This window comes from Pseudomonas sp. Irchel 3H9, assembly GCF_900187495.1.
GTDB lineage: Bacteria > Pseudomonadota > Gammaproteobacteria > Pseudomonadales > Pseudomonadaceae > Aquipseudomonas > Aquipseudomonas sivasensis.
The window spans coordinates 40,529-57,836 of the sequence record NZ_FYDK01000003.1; the positions used below are offsets into that span (position 1 = coordinate 40,529).

The window sequence follows — 17,308 nt, forward strand, 5'->3', positions numbered from 1 at the left end:
TTACAGCTCGCCGCTTGAAGCTTGTAACGTGAAGCTGCCCGGAGGGCTCCTCATGAGCTATGTGATCGACCGACGCCTCAATGGCAAGAACAAGAGCACGGTAAACCGCCAGCGTTTCCTGCGGCGTTACCGTGACCACATCAAAAAGGCCGTTGAAGAGGCCGTCAGCCGCCGCTCCATTACCGACATGGAGCATGGTGAGCAAATCAGCATTCCCGGACGGGATATCGACGAACCGGTCCTGCACCATGGCCGCGGCGGCAAACAGACCGTCGTGCACCCTGGTAACAAGGAGTTCACCACCGGCGAACATATCCAGCGACCTCAAGGCGGTGGTGGCGGCAAAGGTCCAGGCAAAGCCGGCAATTCTGGCGAAGGCATGGACGAGTTTGTGTTCCAGATTACCCAGGAGGAATTCCTCGAGTTCATGTTCGAGGACTTGGAATTGCCCAACCTCGTCAAACGAAACCTGACCGGTACCGACACCTTCAAGACCGTGCGGGCAGGTATCAGTAACGAGGGCAACCCGTCACGGATCAATATCATCCGTACCCTGCGCTCGGCCCATGCACGGCGTATCGCCCTGTCGGGCAGCAGCCGCGCAAAATTGAAAGAGGCCAAGGAAGAGTTGGCGCGCTTGAAGCGCGAAGAACCCGATAACTTCGGCGATATCCAGGAAATCGAGGCGGAAATCGAGAAACTCAGTGCGCGCATCCATCGTGTGCCGTTCCTCGACACCTTCGACTTGAAATACAACCTGCTCGTCAAACAACCGAACCCCAGTTCCAAGGCGGTGATGTTTTGCCTGATGGACGTTTCCGGCTCCATGACCCAGGCCACCAAGGACATCGCCAAACGGTTCTTCATCCTGCTCTACCTGTTCCTGAAGCGAAACTACGACAAGATAGACGTAGTGTTCATCCGCCATCACACCAGCGCCCGGGAAGTCGACGAAGAAGAGTTCTTCTACTCGCGGGAAACCGGCGGCACCATCGTGTCCAGCGCCCTGAAGCTGATGCAGGAGATCATGGCCGAGCGCTACCCGGCCAACGAATGGAATATCTACGCCGCTCAAGCCTCTGACGGCGACAACTGGAATGATGATTCGCCCATCTGCCGCGACATCCTGATCAACCAGATCATGCCGTTCGTGCAGTACTACACTTACGTTGAAATTACCCCCCGTGAGCACCAGGCCCTGTGGTTCGAATATGAGCGCATCGGCGAAGCTTTTGCCGACACGTTCGCCCAGCAGCAACTGGTCTCGGCCGGCGATATCTATCCGGTCTTCCGTGAACTCTTCCAGCGCAGGTTAGTGACATGACCGCCAAAAAAGAGACTAAGCGCCAACCCATTTCCACCGGCTCCGAGTGGACCTTTGAGCTGATCCAAGCCTATGACAAGGAAATCAGTCGGATCGCGGCGGGTTATGCCCTGGACACATACCCCAACCAGATCGAAGTGATCACCGCTGAGCAGATGATGGATGCCTACGCGTCTGTTGGTATGCCGCTGGGTTATCACCATTGGTCCTACGGTAAACACTTCCTCAGCACCGAGAAGTCCTACACCCGTGGCCAGATGGGGCTGGCCTACGAGATCGTGATCAACTCCGACCCATGCATCGCCTACTTGATGGAAGAAAACACCATCTGCATGCAGGCATTGGTGGTGGCCCACGCTTGCTATGGGCATAACAGCTTTTTCAAAGGCAACTACCTGTTCCGCACCTGGACCGATGCGAGTTCGATCATCGATTACCTGGTGTTCGCCAAGCAGTACATCATGCAGTGTGAGGAGCGCCACGGGATCGACGCAGTGGAGGACTTGCTCGACTCTTGTCATGCCCTGATGAACTACGGGGTCGACCGCTACAAGCGCCCGTACCCGATTTCTGCCGAGGAAGAACGCCTGCGTCAGAAGGAGCGTGAAGAGCACCTGCAGAAGCAAATCAACGACCTGTGGCGCACTATTCCTAAACGCGCCGACAAAAACAGCGACAAGGACAACGCTCGCTTCCCCGCCGAACCTCAGGAAAACATCCTATATTTCCTGGAAAAACACGCCCCACTGCTGGAACCATGGCAAAGGGAAATCGTGCGCATCGTGCGCAAGATCGCCCAGTACTTTTATCCACAGCGCCAAACCCAAGTGATGAACGAAGGCTGGGCGACGTTCTGGCACTACACGCTCATGAACGACCTGTACGACGAGGGCTTGGTCACCGACGGCTTCATGATGGAGTTTCTCACCTCCCACACCAGTGTGGTATTTCAGCCTGGCTTTGACAGCCCGTATTACAGCGGCATCAACCCTTACGCTCTGGGTTTTGCCATGTACCGCGACATCCGGCGCATGTGCGAACACCCGACCGAAGAGGACCGCCGCTGGTTTCCGGAAATCGCCGGCAGCGACTGGCTGTCCACCATCAAGTTCGCCATGAGCAGCTTCAAGGACGAGAGCTTTATCCTGCAGTACCTGTCACCCCAGGTGATCCGCGACCTCAAACTGTTCAGCATCCTCGATGACGACCTCAAGGACGATTTGGTGGTGCCGGCCATCCACGATGAGCCCGGCTACCGCATCATCCGTGAAACCTTGGCCGCGCAGTACAACCTGGGCAACCGGGAGCCCAACGTACAGATCTACAGCATCGACGTCCGCGGCGACCGCTCGCTGACCTTGCGTCACCAGCAACATGACCGCAAACCCCTGGGCGAATCCACCGAGCAAGTACTCAAGCATCTGCACCGACTGTGGGGTTTTGACATCCATCTGGAAACCCTGCAAGGCGATCAGGTGATGAAAACTCACCATGTACCACCGCGCAGTGATCACAACGATAACGACTATGGTCGCCTGGACATGGCCGTCGTTCACCTCTGAAACAGCAAAGCCTCCATTGGTCAGGCACAGGCGGTATCCTGTGCCGCTAATGGAGGCTTTTTCATGAAAATCTACAAAGTCGGCGGCGCCGTGCGTGACCGCCTGCTGGGCATCAAGGTCACTGATATCGACCGCGTCGTTGTCGGTGCGACCACCGAGGAGATGCTTGCGAAGGGCTTCAAGCCGGTAGGCGCTGACTTCCCGGTGTTCCTGGACCCGAAGAACGGCGACGAATATGCTTTGGCCCGCACTGAGCGCAAGAGCGGCCGGGGCTATGGCGGTTTTGTCTTTCACGCCAGCCCCGAGGTCACGCTGGAAGAAGACCTGATCCGTCGCGACCTGACCATCAACGCAATGGCTGAAGACGATGACGGCAACCTGACCGACCCCTACAACGGCCAGCGTGACCTCGAAGCCCGCGTTCTGCGCCATGTTTCCCCCGCTTTCGCCGAAGATCCCCTGCGAGTTCTGCGCGTCGCACGTTTTGCCGCTCGCTATGCAAATCTTGGTTTTACAGTGGCACCGCAGACTCTGGAACTGATGCGTCAACTCAGCGAGTCAGGCGAATTGGAAGCCCTGACGCCGGAGCGCAGCTGGAAGGAAATCTCCCGAGCGCTGATGGAAGATCAGCCTCAGGTGTTTATTCAGGTCCTGCGCGACTGCGACGCACTGAAAACCTTGATGCCGGAAGTGAATGCACTCTTCGGCGTCCCCCAACCCGAGGCCCACCACCCCGAGATAGACACTGGCGTGCATACCTTGAGCGTGCTGGAGCAGGCCGCCTTGCACAAACAGCCACTGACCGTGCGCTGGGCCTGCCTGCTGCATGACCTGGGCAAGGGTCTAACGCCTGTGGATAAGTTGCCGCAGCATATCGCCCATGAGCATCGGGGCTTGAAGCTGATCAAGGCAGTCAATGAACGTTTCAAAGTGCCAAGGGATTGCCAGGAGCTGGCGCTGCTGGTGGGTCAATATCACACCCACGGCCATCGAGCGCTGGAGCTGAAAGCCTCGACGCTGCTGGAGTTACTGCAAAGTTTTGACGTATATCGCCGACCGCAGCGCTTTGAGGAGTTTGTGGTCGCCTGTGAAATGGATGCCCGGGGCCGCAAGGGCTTCGAGCAACGCAGTTATCCACAGGCAGATTATTTGCGCGGTGCGGCGCAGACAGCACGCGAGGTGGCGGTGGCGCCATTGGTGGAGAAGGGTTTCAAAGGCCCTGAGCTGGGCGAAGCCTTGAAGCGCGAACGGCTCAAGGCGTTGCAGGCCTACAAGGAACAACGCGCCCTATCGAATTAGAAGCGCATTCGGCGTCAGGTGCTGGCCCTGCCACTCAAAGGCGACAGGCGCCAGCAACTGATCGATCTGCGCATCCCGCCACAGATCAGCCATCGTTTTACCCACCTCAGGATGCACGCGGTCCGGCGCCATCAACGACAGCGGCCACAAAACAAAGGCGTTTTTCAGGATTTCTGCACGGGGCAGAATCAAACCGTCGAAATCCCCCACCAACTCGCCGTACAGCAGCACATCGATGTCCAATGGCAGGCCTTTGCGGTCCGGCGCGTAGCGGCCGTTTTCAGCTTCGATGGTCTTAAGACGGCGGTCCAATTCTGTCAACGACAGGTCGGTATAGGCCGACACCACCAGATTGAAGAACGGCCCGCTTTTGATGCCCACCGGCTGGCTTTCAAACACCGCCGAGCAGCGCATATCCGTCAGAAAGCTCGCTAACGCGTCGAGCCCGGCGCACAGATGGAGCTCGCGCTCGATATTGCTACCGAGGCCAAGGTAAACCTGAGTTAGCGACATCCGCGCTCAATCTCCACGCCCACACCTTTGGCGGCCGGTACTGCGCCGGGCTTGGTCAGTTTGAGGTGCAGCCAGGGAATCTGGAACTCACTCATCAACACTTGGGCCAAGCGCTCAGCAAAGGTTTCCACCAGTTGGTACTGGGACTGTTCGGCAAACGCCTGGATACGCGCCGAAACGCTGGCGTAATCCAGCGCCAAGGTCAGGTCGTCACCTGCGGCGGCCGGGCGGTTATCCCACGCGAAGCTCAGGTCCAGACGCAGGCATTGGCGGATCCCGCGCTCCCAGTCGTAGGCCCCGATCACGGTGTCGACTTCCAGGCCTTCGATAAACACTCTGTCCAAGCTCTTCTCCGCAGCACGACAAGGGCGCGATGCCCCGTTAGAATCAGGGCGTCCTCGCCCGGAATAGTTAGCATGTTTTGGTCACTGGCGATTCTCGCCTACCTGCTCGGCTCGCTGTCCTTCGCCATTTTGCTCAGCCGCCTGACGGGAAACCCCGACCCGCGAATGAGTGGTTCCGGCAATGCTGGCGCCACCAACATGTTGCGCCTGGCCGGCAAGAAGCTCGCCGTGCTGACGCTGCTGGGCGATCTGTGCAAGGGCTTGCTGCCCGTGCTGATCGCCAGCACCGCCGGCCTTACCCTGCAACAGCAGGCCTGGGTGGGCGTGTGCGCCGTCCTGGGCCATCTGTTTCCACTGTACTTCCGATTTCGCGGCGGCAAAGGTGTCGCCACGGCGGCCGGTATGCTGCTGGGGATCTACCCACCGGCGGCACTACTGGCCGTGCTTGCCTGGCTGCTGACGTTCTACCTGACCCGCACCAGCTCACTGGCGGCGCTGATCGCCACGCCGCTCACCCTGCCATTGCTGGCCTGGCAGGAACCGGCGGCGCTGCTGCCGATGAGCGTGCTGACATTGCTGATCGTCTGGCGCCATCGGGGCAATTTACGCGACCTGTTTGCCGGGCGCGAACGGCATTTTTAAATCCCCCAGATGAGCCTGGCTCACGTCGCGCCCAAATAACGGCCTACAACGGCGGCAGCTGCTCCATCGGCCAACGTGCCTGCACGCTGATCGCCAGGCTTTCGTGCTGCCCCGCCAGCAGACGCTGGCAACCGGCATAGGCGATCATGGCGCCATTGTCGGTGCAAAACTCAGGGCGGGCGTAGAACACATCCCCCTTCATATCACCGAGCATTTTTTCCAATGAACTGCGCAGCGCCTTGTTGGCGCTGACGCCGCCAGCAATCACCAGACGCTTCATGCCAGCCTGTTTCAGGGCACGCTTGCACTTAATGGTCAAAGTCTCCACCACGGCCTGCTGGAACGCCAGAGCGATGTCGCAACGGGCTTGATCACTGTCGTCCCCGGCGCTGACGCTGTGCTGCCAGGTATTCAGTGCGGAGGTTTTCAACCCGCTGAAGCTGAACATCAAACCGGGGCGATCGCACATCGGACGCGGGAATGTGTAGCGACCAGCAACGCCCTTTTCGGCGAGACGGGCGATTTCCGGCCCGCCGGGGTAATTGAGGCCCATCATCTTCGCAGTCTTGTCGAAAGCTTCGCCGGCGGCGTCGTCCAGCGACTCGCCCAAAAGCGTGTATTGACCGATTCCGTCGACCTGAACCAGCTGCGTATGCCCCCCCGAAACCAACAAAGCGACGAACGGGAACTGCGGCGGGTTTTCTTCCAGCATCGGCGCCAGTAAATGGCCTTCCATATGGTGCACACCCAGGGCTGGAATACCCCAGGCGAAAGCCAGCGCCTGTGCGCAAGAGGCCCCAACCAGAAGGGCTCCGACCAATCCAGGGCCCGCCGTGTAGGCAATCGCGTCGATCTCGGTCGGCACACAACCGGCCTCGTCCAGCACCTGGCGAATCAAGGGCAGCATGCGCTTGACGTGATCACGGCTGGCCAGCTCCGGCACCACGCCGCCATAAGCGCGGTGCAGGTCGATCTGACTGAACAGTGCATCGGCCAAAAGCCCGCGTTCACTGTCGTAAAGTGCGACACCGGTTTCGTCGCAGGAGGTTTCAAGTCCCAGTACTAGCATGGGTTTGCGCCTTGTAGAGGCTAAATTCGAAGGCGCGCATAATAGTCGCCACTCCCCCTCCCGACTAGCGGTTTTCGATCAGAGGCTTTGCATTCCGGTCAATGAGGGGTTAACATCCGCAACCCTTAAAAACCGACGACCTCAGCCGCGAATTTTTTGCGACGAGAACGTTGATCCCGGTAATGAAAGAAGGTAGCTCTGGATGCCAGCCGTCAAAGTTAAAGAGAACGAACCCTTCGACGTAGCTCTGCGTCGTTTCAAGCGCTCCTGCGAAAAAGCCGGTGTACTGGCCGAAGTTCGTAGCCGCGAATTTTACGAGAAGCCAACTTCTGAGCGTAAGCGTAAAGCAGCAGCCGCTGTTAAGCGTCACGCCAAGAAAGTTCAGCGCGAGCAGCGCCGCGCCGTTCGTCTGTACTAATACACAGACGTTCGTAGCAAGCTTCTGCCAAGCCCGGCCCTTCAGCCGGGCTATTGGCATTTGCAGATATCGCTTGATGCTTCATCGTCGAAGCCGCACATGCGACTGAGACAACTGCTTCACACGTCAGGACTGGCTCTTTTGCCAGCGGTGCACGTCTCTTCTGACGAGCCTAACAAGGCTACTGACGAGCACACTTATTCTGTAAACAGGCGATCAACGGTCGGCTGTGCCCATCGATGAGCTTCCGAGGCCGCCAGCGGCCAAGACCGGAGCCAGGGGCAACATTTCTTCGCCGAAGACTGATAGAAATTAACGTCAGTGAATGCTCGGCAGATACACTTCCATACAGCCCAAGCAGACGATTGATGGTCAAGCCACTCGACTCAAGCGCTTGAGCACTTCACGGGCCCTCATTTACACGCAGTGATGACGAGAACGCCATGGCCGGGCTAATTCCCCAGAGCTTTATTGACGACCTTCTGAACCGCACCGACATCGTCGATGTTGTCAGCTCGCGCGTGCAATTGAAGAAAGCCGGCAAGAATTACACCGCCTGCTGCCCGTTCCACAAAGAAAAAACCCCGTCGTTCAGCGTCAGCCCAGACAAGCAGTTCTATTACTGCTTTGGCTGCGGCGCAGGCGGTAACGCCCTCGGCTTCTTGATGGACCACGACAACCTGGACTTCCCCCAGGCAATCGAGGACCTGGCGAAAGCCGCCGGCATGGAAGTCCCTCGCGAAGAAAGTGGCCGCCCGCATAAACCACGGCAACCCACCGATTCGCCGCTATACCCGCTGCTCACTGCCGCCGCCGACTTTTACCGGCAGGCACTGAAGAGCCATCCTCAGCGCAAGGCGGCCGTCGATTACCTCAAGGGCCGCGGCCTTACCGGTGAAATCGCTCGCGACTTTGGTCTCGGCTTCGCGCCACCCGGCTGGGACAACCTGTACAAACATTTGAGCAGCGACACTCTGCAGCAAAAAGCGATGATCGACGCAGGCCTCCTGGTGGAAAACGCCGAGACCGGCAAGCGCTACGACCGCTTCCGCGACCGCGTGATGTTCCCTATCCGTGACAGCCGCGGCCGTATCATCGCGTTCGGTGGCCGCGTACTGGGCGACGACAAGCCCAAGTACCTGAACTCCCCGGAAACCCCGGTGTTCCACAAAGGCCAGGAACTCTACGGCCTGTTCGAAGCGCGCAAGAACAATCGCAACCTCGATGAAATCATCGTGGTTGAAGGCTATATGGACGTGATCGCCCTGGCCCAGCAAGGCTTGCGCAACGCCGTCGCCACCCTTGGCACCGCCACCAGCGAAGAACATCTGAAGCGCCTGTTTCGCGTCGTGCCCAGCGTGCTGTTCTGCTTCGACGGCGACCAGGCTGGCCGCAACGCCGCTTGGCGCGCACTCGAAGCCACGCTGTCGAGCCTGCAGGATGGGCGCCGCGCGCGCTTCCTGTTCTTGCCCGAGGGAGAGGACCCGGACACCCTGGTGCGCTCCGAAGGCACTGACGCATTCCGTGCACGCATCAACCAACATGCGCAGCCGCTGGCCGATTATTTTTTCCAGCAACTGACTGAGGAAGCCGATCCGCGCTCCCTTGAAGGCAAGGCCCATATGGCCACCCTCGCAGCGCCGCTGATCGACAAGGTGCCTGGCGCCAACCTGCGCACCCTGATGCGCCAACGCCTGCTGGAAATTACCGGGCTAAGCGGCGAAGCCGTCAGTCAGCTGGTGCACAGCGCACCGCAGGATGCTCCGCCCGCCTACGACCCGGGCATGGATTACGACGCCATGCCGGACTATGCCGACTTCCAGCCGCAGGAGGCCTACGCGCCCCAGCAGGAATGGACGCCGAAGAAGCCCGGTGCCGGCGGCAAGAAATGGGACAAGAAACCGTGGAGCAAGAACGGCAAGCGTGGCGATCGCGATGAGGCCTACGCCCCACGCACGCCAGTTGCCGTAGAAGCGCCCACGCTGATCGCCCTGCGCACGCTCATTCACCACCCGCAACTGGCGGGCAAGGTCGAAAGTGCCGACCATTTTGCCAATGCGAGCAATACCTACGCTCAGGTGCTGATCGCGCTGATCGAAGCCGTGCAGAAAAATCCTAAGCTAAACTCAATTCAGCTGATGGCACGCTGGCACGGCACAGAACAAGGGCGCTTGTTGAAAGCACTTGCGGAAAAGGAGTGGCTAATTGACGGCGATAACCTTGAACAACAGTTTTTAGACACCATTACTAGGTTATCTGCGGGTCAGCATACGCAAACCCTCGATGAACTCATCAAGAGAGCAAGACAGCCAGGATTATCGGCTGAAGAGCAAATTCAGATAGCAAAACAGATGCGCGACCTCTTAAAACAGAATGTTTCCGCATCAAACCCGACCTCAGCTGGCGTGTGAGGTCATAGCTCGGGTATAATCCTCGGCTTGTTTTTTGCCCGCCAAGACCTTCAGTGGATAGGGTGTTATGTCCGGAAAAGCGCAACAGCAGTCTCGTATCAAAGAGTTGATCACCCTTGGTCGTGAGCAGAAGTATCTGACTTACGCAGAGGTCAACGACCACCTGCCTGAGGATATTTCAGATCCTGAGCAGGTGGAAGACATCATCCGCATGATTAATGACATGGGGATCCCCGTACACGAGAGTGCTCCGGATGCGGACGCCCTTATGTTGGCCGACGCCGATACCGACGAGGCAGCCGCTGAAGAAGCCGCTGCTGCGTTGGCCGCGGTGGAGACCGACATCGGTCGCACGACTGACCCTGTGCGCATGTATATGCGTGAAATGGGTACCGTCGAGTTGCTGACACGCGAAGGCGAGATCGAAATCGCCAAGCGTATCGAAGAGGGCATCCGTGAAGTGATGGGCGCAATCGCGCACTTCCCTGGCACGGTTGACCACATTCTCTCCGAGTACACTCGCGTCACCACCGAAGGTGGCCGCCTGTCCGACGTCCTGAGCGGTTATATCGACCCGGACGACGGTATTGCGCCGCCTGCTGCCGAAGTACCGCCGCCTGTCGATGCGAAAGCCGCGAAAGCGGACGACGACTCCGAAGACGACGAGGCTGAAGCCAGCACCGACGACGAAGAAGAAGTCGAAAGCGGTCCAGACCCGATCATCGCCGCCCAGCGTTTCGGTGCGGTTTCCGATCAAATGGAAGTCACCCGCAAGGCCCTGAAAAAGCACGGTCGCTCCAACAAGCTGGCAATTGCCGAGCTGCTGGCGCTGGCTGAGCTGTTCATGCCAATCAAGCTGGTTCCGAAGCAATTCGAAGGCCTGGTTGAACGCGTTCGCAGCGCCCTTGAGCGTCTGCGCGCACAAGAGCGTGCGATTATGCAGCTCTGTGTTCGTGATGCTCGCATGCCGCGTACTGACTTCCTGCGCCAGTTCCCGGGCAACGAAGTTGACGAAAGCTGGAGCGACGCTCTGGCCAAAGGCAAGGCGAAGTATGCTGAAGCCATTGGTCGCCTGCAGCCGGATATCATCCGCTGCCAGCAGAAGCTGACTGCACTTGAGACCGAAACCGGTCTGACGATTGCCGAGATCAAGGACATCAACCGTCGCATGTCGATCGGTGAGGCTAAAGCCCGCCGCGCGAAGAAAGAGATGGTAGAAGCGAACTTGCGTCTGGTGATCTCCATCGCCAAGAAGTACACCAACCGTGGCCTGCAATTCCTCGATCTGATCCAGGAAGGCAACATCGGTTTGATGAAGGCTGTGGACAAGTTCGAATACCGTCGCGGCTACAAGTTCTCGACTTATGCCACCTGGTGGATCCGTCAAGCGATCACTCGCTCGATCGCCGACCAGGCCCGCACCATTCGTATTCCGGTGCACATGATCGAGACGATCAACAAGCTCAACCGTATTTCCCGGCAGATGTTGCAGGAAATGGGTCGCGAACCGACCCCGGAAGAGCTGGGCGAACGCATGGAAATGCCTGAGGATAAAATCCGCAAGGTATTGAAGATCGCTAAAGAGCCGATCTCCATGGAAACCCCGATCGGTGATGACGAAGACTCCCACCTGGGTGACTTCATCGAAGACTCGACTATGCAGTCGCCAATCGATGTCGCCACTGTTGAGAGCTTGAAAGAAGCGACTCGCGACGTACTGTCCGGCCTCACTGCCCGTGAAGCCAAGGTACTGCGCATGCGTTTCGGCATCGACATGAATACCGACCACACCCTTGAGGAAGTCGGTAAGCAGTTTGACGTGACCCGTGAACGGATCCGTCAGATCGAAGCCAAGGCGCTGCGCAAGTTGCGCCACCCGACGCGAAGCGAGCATCTGCGCTCCTTCCTCGACGAGTGATACCAGAACCCCCGGCCCATGCCGGGGGTTTTGTTTTGCATAGATAAAATCCCGTACTGCCCCACTCCCTCCGCAATGCCCGTCTACACTCGACACATTCCCCCGTGCCATAACGAGACCGTTATGCCCAGATTGCCGACCGTGATACTGCTGTCGCTGCTGAACTGGACCGCAACGGCTGGCGCGTTGACTCTTACTGATGATGAGCGTGGCTGGCTGGCGGACCATCAGGAGCTGAGACTGGGAGTGGACCCCTCGTGGCCACCCTTCGAATACCGTGATGAAAATGGTCGATACCAAGGCTTATCGGCGGATTACGTGCGCCTGATCCAGGATCGCCTGGGCGTCAGGGTCAAGATAATCGAGCCGCCGAGCTGGGGTGCCGTATTGGAGATGGCTCGAAGCAATCAGCTCGACCTTATCCCCAGCATCATGTCGACACCGGAGCGCCAGAATTATCTGGCCTTCACCCGGCCTTACATCGACTTCCCGATGGTGATTCTTGCCCACGAAGGCGGGGCACGGCCGCGTAATCTCAAGGACCTTTACGGATTGAAGGTTGCCGTGGTGGAGAACTACGCCCCTCACGAGTTGCTGCGCACCCACCATCCTGACCTCAACCTGGTCGCGATGCCCAACGTCAGTTCCACGCTGCAGGCCTTGGCGACCGGCGAAGTCGATACCGTGGTCAGCGACCTGGCGTCCAGCGTCTGGAGCCTACGCGAACTAAAACTCGATGGTCTATACGTCAGCGGCGATACCCCTTACCGCTATCAATTGGCGATGGGAGTGCCACGGGACGACAAAATACTGGTGGGCATCCTGGATAAAGTCCTGGCCGACCTCAGCCCCGATGAAACCAATGCCATCCAACAGCACTGGGTAGGCAACTTCACGGATAACCGCACGTTCTGGCGCGACCTGCTGATGTACGGCCTGCCCGCCGTGCTGCTGCTAATCGCCGTATTGGCCGTCGTGATTCGGATCAATCGCCGGCTGAGTTCGGAAATTTCCCGCCGCGTCGCGCTTGAACAAGAATTGCGCAGCAGCGAGTACCACTATCGCGGCCTGGTAGAAAGCTTGTCCGCTATTGCCTGGGAAGCCAGCATCACCGATTTCACCTACAGTTACGTGTCGCCCCACGCCGAGGACCTGCTGGGTTACCCACGAGCCCATTGGCTGATTCCGGGCTTCTGGCGCAACATCATTCACCCCGCCGACCTGATCCGCACCGAAGCCTATTGCTATCGCGAAACCCGCGCCAACCGCGACCACAGCATTGATTACCGAGTGATCACCGCCGACGGCCGCTGTTTGTGGGTACGCGATATTGTCAGCCTGATCGAACACGGCCATGAGCCGGTGCTGCGCGGCTTGATGATTGATATCAGCGAGGCCAAGCGCACCGAGGAGGCGCTGCAGCTGTCCGAGCAGAAGTTTGCCTCGGTCTTCCAGCAATGCCCCGACATCCTTGTGATCGCGCGGCTTTCCGATGGCTGTCTGCTGGAGGTCAATAAAGCGTTCGAAGATCAAATCGGCCTGACCGCCGAGGAAGTGATCGGCAGAACCGGCACGGAACTGGAAATATGGGGCATCCCGGGCATCGGTCCGGAGTTGTTGCAACGCGTCCAGACAACCAGTATTCGCAACCTTGAAATGCCGTTTTTGCGCAGCAACGGCCAAGCCTTCACCGGGCTTATCTCCGCGGAGCCCTTCCAGCTCGACGCGATTGAAGCCATCGTGGTGGTGGTGCGCGATATCACCCAACTCAAGGAAACCCAGCAACTGCTGCAAACCTCCGAAGAGAAGTTCGCCAAAGCCTTCCATGCTTCGCCCGACGGCTTGCTGCTGAGCCGCCAACGCGACGGCCTGCTGATTGAAGTCAACGAAGGTTTCAGCCGCCTGACCGGTTACACCAGCGCCACCTCTCTCGACCAATCAACCCTGGAACTGGGCATCTGGGTCGATCTCAACGAACGCAAACACATGCTGGAACTGATGCAGCGAGATGGCTTTGTGCGTGATTTCATCTGCCACATACGCCGTAGCGACGGTGAAATTCGGATGTGTGAAGTGTCCAGTCGCCCGCTGCCGATCGCCGGGGAAGACTGCATGCTGACCATCGCCCGCGACATCACCGAACGTCAATTGATGCAGGAAAAACTGCAACAGGCCGCGACGGTATTCGAGAGTACCGCCGAAGGCGTGTTGATCACCGACACCCGGCAGAACATCAGCGCCGTCAACCGCGCCTTCAGCGAAATCACTGGCTACAGCGAAGCCGAAGCCCTCGGCCAAACACCCCGCCTCCTCGCCTCTGGCCTGCATGACAGCGCGTTTTACGCCGCGATGTGGCACCAATTGACGGCCCAAGGTCATTGGCAGGGCGAGATTTCCAACCGTCGAAAGAACGGCGAACTGTACCCCAGTTGGCTGACCATCAGCGCTGTGCGCAACCGGGATCAATTGATCACTCACTTTGTGGCGGTGTTTGCAGACATCTCCAGCCTCAAACTGGCCCAGGCGCGCCTCGATTATCAGGCGCACCACGATCCACTGACCGGGCTGCCCAACCGCACTCTATTTGAAAACCGGTTGCAGGCAGCCCTAAACGGCCATCAAGAGACTGGCAAACAGGGCGCGGTGTTGTTCCTCGACCTGGACCGCTTCAAACACATCAACGACAGCCTCGGCCACCCGATCGGCGATCTGCTGCTCAAAGACATTGCCGTGCGCCTCAAGGACCAACTGCGAGACATCGATACCGTAGCGCGCCTGGGCGGCGATGAATTCATCATCCTGCTACCCGGCCTGCAACACGCCAATGACGCCGAGCAATTGGCCAACAAGTTACTGACCTGCTTCACCCCGCCATTCCAGGCTGGCGAGCACGAGTTCTTCATCAGCGCCAGCATCGGCACCAGCCTTTACCCGCAGGACGGTACGGATGTCGCCACCTTGGTCAAGAATGCCGACGCTGCGATGTATCGATCCAAAGCCAAGGGACGTAACCGGGTCGAAAGCTACACCCGCGACCTGACGGCTCAGGCCAACGAGCGTGTGGCACTGGAGCATGAACTGCGGCGAGCCATCGAACGTAAAGAGCTGAGCCTGTATTACCAGCCGAAACTGAGCCTGGTAACACAAGAACTGATCGGTGCCGAAGCCCTGATCCGCTGGCATCACCCCACCTTTGGCGACGTACCGCCAGAACACTTTATTGCCCTGGCCGAAGAGAACGGCACGATCCTGCAAATTGGCGATTGGGTCTTGGAACAGGCCTGCCGACAACTGCACGCGTGGCAGGGCACCTACGAAGATTTCGGCCCGCTGTCGGTCAACCTCGCCGGTGCGCAGCTACGCCATCCCGGCTTGCTGAGTCGAATAGAACAACTGTTGCGCGACTACCACCTCGACCCAGGTCACCTGCAACTGGAGATCACTGAAAATTTCATCATGAGCCAGGCCGAAGAAGCACTTGAGGTGCTACACCAACTCAAACAACTGGGCGTGCAGCTGGCAATTGATGACTTCGGCACTGGCTACTCGTCCCTCAGCTACCTCAAACGGCTACCGCTGGATTTCCTGAAGATCGACCAATCCTTCGTCCGCGGCCTGCCGGACGACCCCCACGACGCCGCCATCGTGCGCGCTATCATCGCCCTGGGCCACAGCATGCAATTCACCATCATCGCCGAAGGCGTGGAGAACCCCGCGCAGCAAGCCTTCCTGGCCGCTGAGGGCTGCGAACAGATGCAAGGCTACATCGTCAGCTTGCCACTGCCGCCGGAGCTTTTTGTCGCTACCTTCCTTCGTATGAGCATTGAGGATTTTTCGGATAGCACACAGAAGAAACCATCGTTATAATCCGCGACCTGTTAAGGGCCTATAGCTCAGTTGGTCAGAGCAGAGGACTCATAATCCTTTGGTCCACGGTTCAAGTCCGTGTGGGCCCACCAACTCCAAAGCCGCGCATTGCGCGGCTTTCGCGTTTCTGGCTGGTCCACCACAGATACAGTCCTATGGTCCAAGGGTACAACTTAGGTACAGTGCTGGTTCGCCAGCCGCCTAGGAGCACCCTCTCATGGCTACTCTCGTCAAAACTCCTTCCGGCACCTGAAGGCGCTCATTCGTAAAAATGGCTGGCCCACAGTCGCCAAAACCTTCCGCACAAAGCGTGATGCGGATGACTGGTCGAGGCGTACCGAAGAAGAAATGGTGCGTGGTGTGTACATCCGATGTAGCGGCTCGGAGAAAATGACGCTAGAGGCTGCACTCAAGCGCTATCTGAGCGACATAACCCCCACCAAGAAACCCACCATTTGTTATCGCGGATGCAGAATTAACCCAGATACCGACTTAAAGCTGCTCCATCAGTGATCAGCTCAAAGTCAGACCTGCTAATACTTACAACGCCAAGGCTTGGGTCAGCCAAATTCCGGTAGCCGGGTCAATTGGGCATCAGCGACAACAGAGTTTGGTTCAAGGTCTGGGCTTAGACCTATCGGAAGTCACCGACGTCTACAAGCATCACGCGAAATACTTTTGGGCCTCTGCACGCGGTGAGCGCACCGAGGGGCATGCCGATTATCATCCGCCGCCTTCAGGCTCGTGAGAGAGGTGCGGCGGGATTCCGCGATTGCAGTTTGATTGCACGCCCTTAACCCTCAGCGCAATGCAGAAGTTGTCGACGGGGCTTTACACGGTCACAGCATACCCCGGCCAGTGCCTCGTGCGGAGGCGCCTCGGCCTAACGTCTCCAAAACCGACGAGCTCGATGTGTTGTTACCCGGGAGTTGGCTTACTGGCGATGAGACCCGTGCAGACGTCAAATTCCCCGGGGCCTCACATCAAAGACCGTTTGCATCTTAGTCACCGCTTGTAGAAGATCATCGTCTTTTTGCACGAATGGATACGCGCATGAAGTTCGAGAAAACCACGCAGTACAGGTCCGAGGAAGGAATCGTCTTCAATCTGTCTCAAATCACCCTCATGGAAAGCGACCGAGGTCGCCTGCGCGAGCTGCACTTTGGCGAAGCGAAACGCGCCCATTACCAAGTCAACAGCATCGTTGTCGATATGTACGACCGAATGCAGGCTCGAAACCTGCCATGCCTGCTGACAGTCTGCATTTCCAATCCCCTGACCCGGCAGCAGGCCGACGCGATCACTACTATGCGCGGCAACGTCGCCAAGGGAATTGCTGCGGCCTCAGGTGGCGTTGCCGGGAAGGTAGGTGCGTTGGGCGGGCCGCTCATTGGTTGGGCTTCAGGTGCAGTTGTGACGACAGGTGTCAACTGGTACCTCAAAGGGGCCCTACCGAACCTTCATGCAGGTGACGTGCTGGTCAGCATCGAGGGAGAGGTACATGGCGGGATTGGCCCACAGCGCTCTGTCGTGACGCTGGTCATCAAGGTCTGAGGAACTGCACATGCCCTACATCATGCAAACTGTCGTCCTTCTGGTACTGGGCGCGATCCTCGTTCAGTTTCTGAAACCATACCCGCTGCGCAAGTGGCTTGGTTTGGCGCTGCTGGCAACGGGCTTGGTCAGCATCTTCAAGGTTGGTGAGCAGCAGGTGCTGGGCTTTGACCTGGAGCTGCTAGCACTGCTGGCCGTGCCGCTGGGCGTGGTGCTTTTCCTGACGCGGCGGCGGTTCACGGAGAGGGACTGAAGCCCTTGCACGATTTCTCGGTGCCGTCTCTGACCCAAAATCATATGGGACAACAGTCGATCAACAGCGCGTTGATCGATAATCTTAGCGTTGGACCTTGCAGGCGGATTGAGGGGTTACTTTGAACATACTGG

13 protein-coding genes, 1 tRNA gene and 1 pseudogene are annotated in these 17,308 nt (G+C 58.3%); 12 read left to right on the top strand and 3 right to left on the bottom strand.

What is annotated here, in order from left to right; genetic code table 11:
* The first annotated feature begins 52 nt into the window (after positions 1-52).
* From CKW32_RS11930 to CKW32_RS11940, 3 genes are all read left to right on the top strand, one after another.
* Entirely contained in the window at positions 53-1,324 is a 1,272-nt protein-coding gene (locus CKW32_RS11930) for a YeaH/YhbH family protein (RefSeq protein ID WP_016977872.1), read from the top strand.
* Positions 1,321-2,886 carry a SpoVR family protein gene (locus CKW32_RS11935; RefSeq protein WP_095185043.1) on the top strand — a complete coding sequence of 522 codons (1,566 nt, stop codon included), beginning with the start codon at positions 1,321-1,323 and terminating at the stop codon, positions 2,884-2,886. Before CKW32_RS11930 ends, CKW32_RS11935 begins: the two co-directional genes overlap by 4 nt.
* A 63-nt stretch (positions 2,887-2,949) precedes the next feature.
* Positions 2,950-4,185, top strand: a complete 1,236-nt coding sequence (locus tag CKW32_RS11940; protein ID WP_095185044.1) for a multifunctional CCA addition/repair protein — start codon at positions 2,950-2,952, stop codon at positions 4,183-4,185.
* Here the strand turns inward: CKW32_RS11940 and folK are convergent.
* Positions 4,174-4,698, bottom strand: a complete 525-nt coding sequence (gene folK / locus CKW32_RS11945) for a 2-amino-4-hydroxy-6-hydroxymethyldihydropteridine diphosphokinase (RefSeq protein WP_095185045.1) — start codon at positions 4,696-4,698, stop codon at positions 4,174-4,176. The two genes, CKW32_RS11940 and folK, sit on opposite strands and share 12 nt — an antisense overlap.
* Positions 4,689-5,042 carry a dihydroneopterin aldolase gene (gene folB / locus CKW32_RS11950; RefSeq protein WP_032883867.1) on the bottom strand — a complete coding sequence of 118 codons (354 nt, stop codon included), beginning with the start codon at positions 5,040-5,042 and terminating at the stop codon, positions 4,689-4,691. The genes folK and folB overlap by 10 nt, the downstream gene beginning before the upstream one ends.
* A gap of 72 nt (positions 5,043-5,114) precedes the next feature.
* Here folB and plsY point away from each other — a divergent pair, with 72 nt between their 5' ends.
* Positions 5,115-5,684 carry a glycerol-3-phosphate 1-O-acyltransferase PlsY gene (gene plsY, locus CKW32_RS11955; RefSeq protein WP_032883869.1) on the top strand — a complete coding sequence of 190 codons (570 nt, stop codon included), beginning with the start codon at positions 5,115-5,117 and terminating at the stop codon, positions 5,682-5,684.
* 43 nt (positions 5,685-5,727) lie between these two features.
* On the opposite strand, the gene tsaD is transcribed toward plsY, so the two are convergent.
* Positions 5,728-6,753, bottom strand: coding sequence for a tRNA (adenosine(37)-N6)-threonylcarbamoyltransferase complex transferase subunit TsaD (gene tsaD, locus CKW32_RS11960; RefSeq protein ID WP_095185046.1), 1,026 nt, complete (start codon positions 6,751-6,753; stop codon positions 5,728-5,730).
* 202 nt (positions 6,754-6,955) lie between these two features.
* Here tsaD and rpsU point away from each other — a divergent pair, with 202 nt between their 5' ends.
* The 8 genes and pseudogenes from rpsU to CKW32_RS12000 all read left to right on the top strand — a co-directional run bounded on the left by rpsU (position 6,956) and on the right by CKW32_RS12000 (position 17,174).
* Positions 6,956-7,171, top strand: a complete 216-nt coding sequence (rpsU, locus tag CKW32_RS11965; protein ID WP_002551877.1) for a 30S ribosomal protein S21 — start codon at positions 6,956-6,958, stop codon at positions 7,169-7,171.
* Positions 7,172-7,614: 443 nt separating this feature from the next.
* Positions 7,615-9,582: a DNA primase gene (dnaG, locus tag CKW32_RS11970; RefSeq protein WP_032883872.1), complete on the top strand. Its 1,968-nt coding sequence runs from the start codon at positions 7,615-7,617 to the stop codon at positions 9,580-9,582.
* 67 nt (positions 9,583-9,649) lie between these two features.
* The gene (rpoD, locus tag CKW32_RS11975; protein ID WP_095185047.1) at positions 9,650-11,500 is read left to right on the top strand and encodes an RNA polymerase sigma factor RpoD; all 1,851 of its coding nucleotides are present in this window, start codon (positions 9,650-9,652) and stop codon (positions 11,498-11,500) included.
* Between the two features lie 123 nt (positions 11,501-11,623).
* Positions 11,624-15,367 carry an EAL domain-containing protein gene (locus CKW32_RS11980; RefSeq protein ID WP_095185048.1) on the top strand — a complete coding sequence of 1,248 codons (3,744 nt, stop codon included), beginning with the start codon at positions 11,624-11,626 and terminating at the stop codon, positions 15,365-15,367.
* A 15-nt stretch (positions 15,368-15,382) separates the two neighbouring features.
* Positions 15,383-15,459, top strand: a tRNA-Ile gene (locus tag CKW32_RS11985).
* A gap of 125 nt (positions 15,460-15,584) precedes the next feature.
* Positions 15,585-15,820, top strand: a pseudogene (locus CKW32_RS28565) (site-specific integrase); the annotation flags it as partial.
* A 600-nt stretch (positions 15,821-16,420) separates the two neighbouring features.
* Positions 16,421-16,921: a hypothetical protein gene (locus tag CKW32_RS11995; RefSeq protein WP_177434271.1), complete on the top strand. Its 501-nt coding sequence runs from the start codon at positions 16,421-16,423 to the stop codon at positions 16,919-16,921.
* Positions 16,922-16,931: 10 nt separating this feature from the next.
* Complete coding sequence (locus CKW32_RS12000; protein ID WP_095185049.1) at positions 16,932-17,174, top strand: hypothetical protein; 243 nt, start codon at positions 16,932-16,934, stop codon at positions 17,172-17,174.
* The last annotated feature ends 134 nt before the right edge of the window (positions 17,175-17,308 follow it).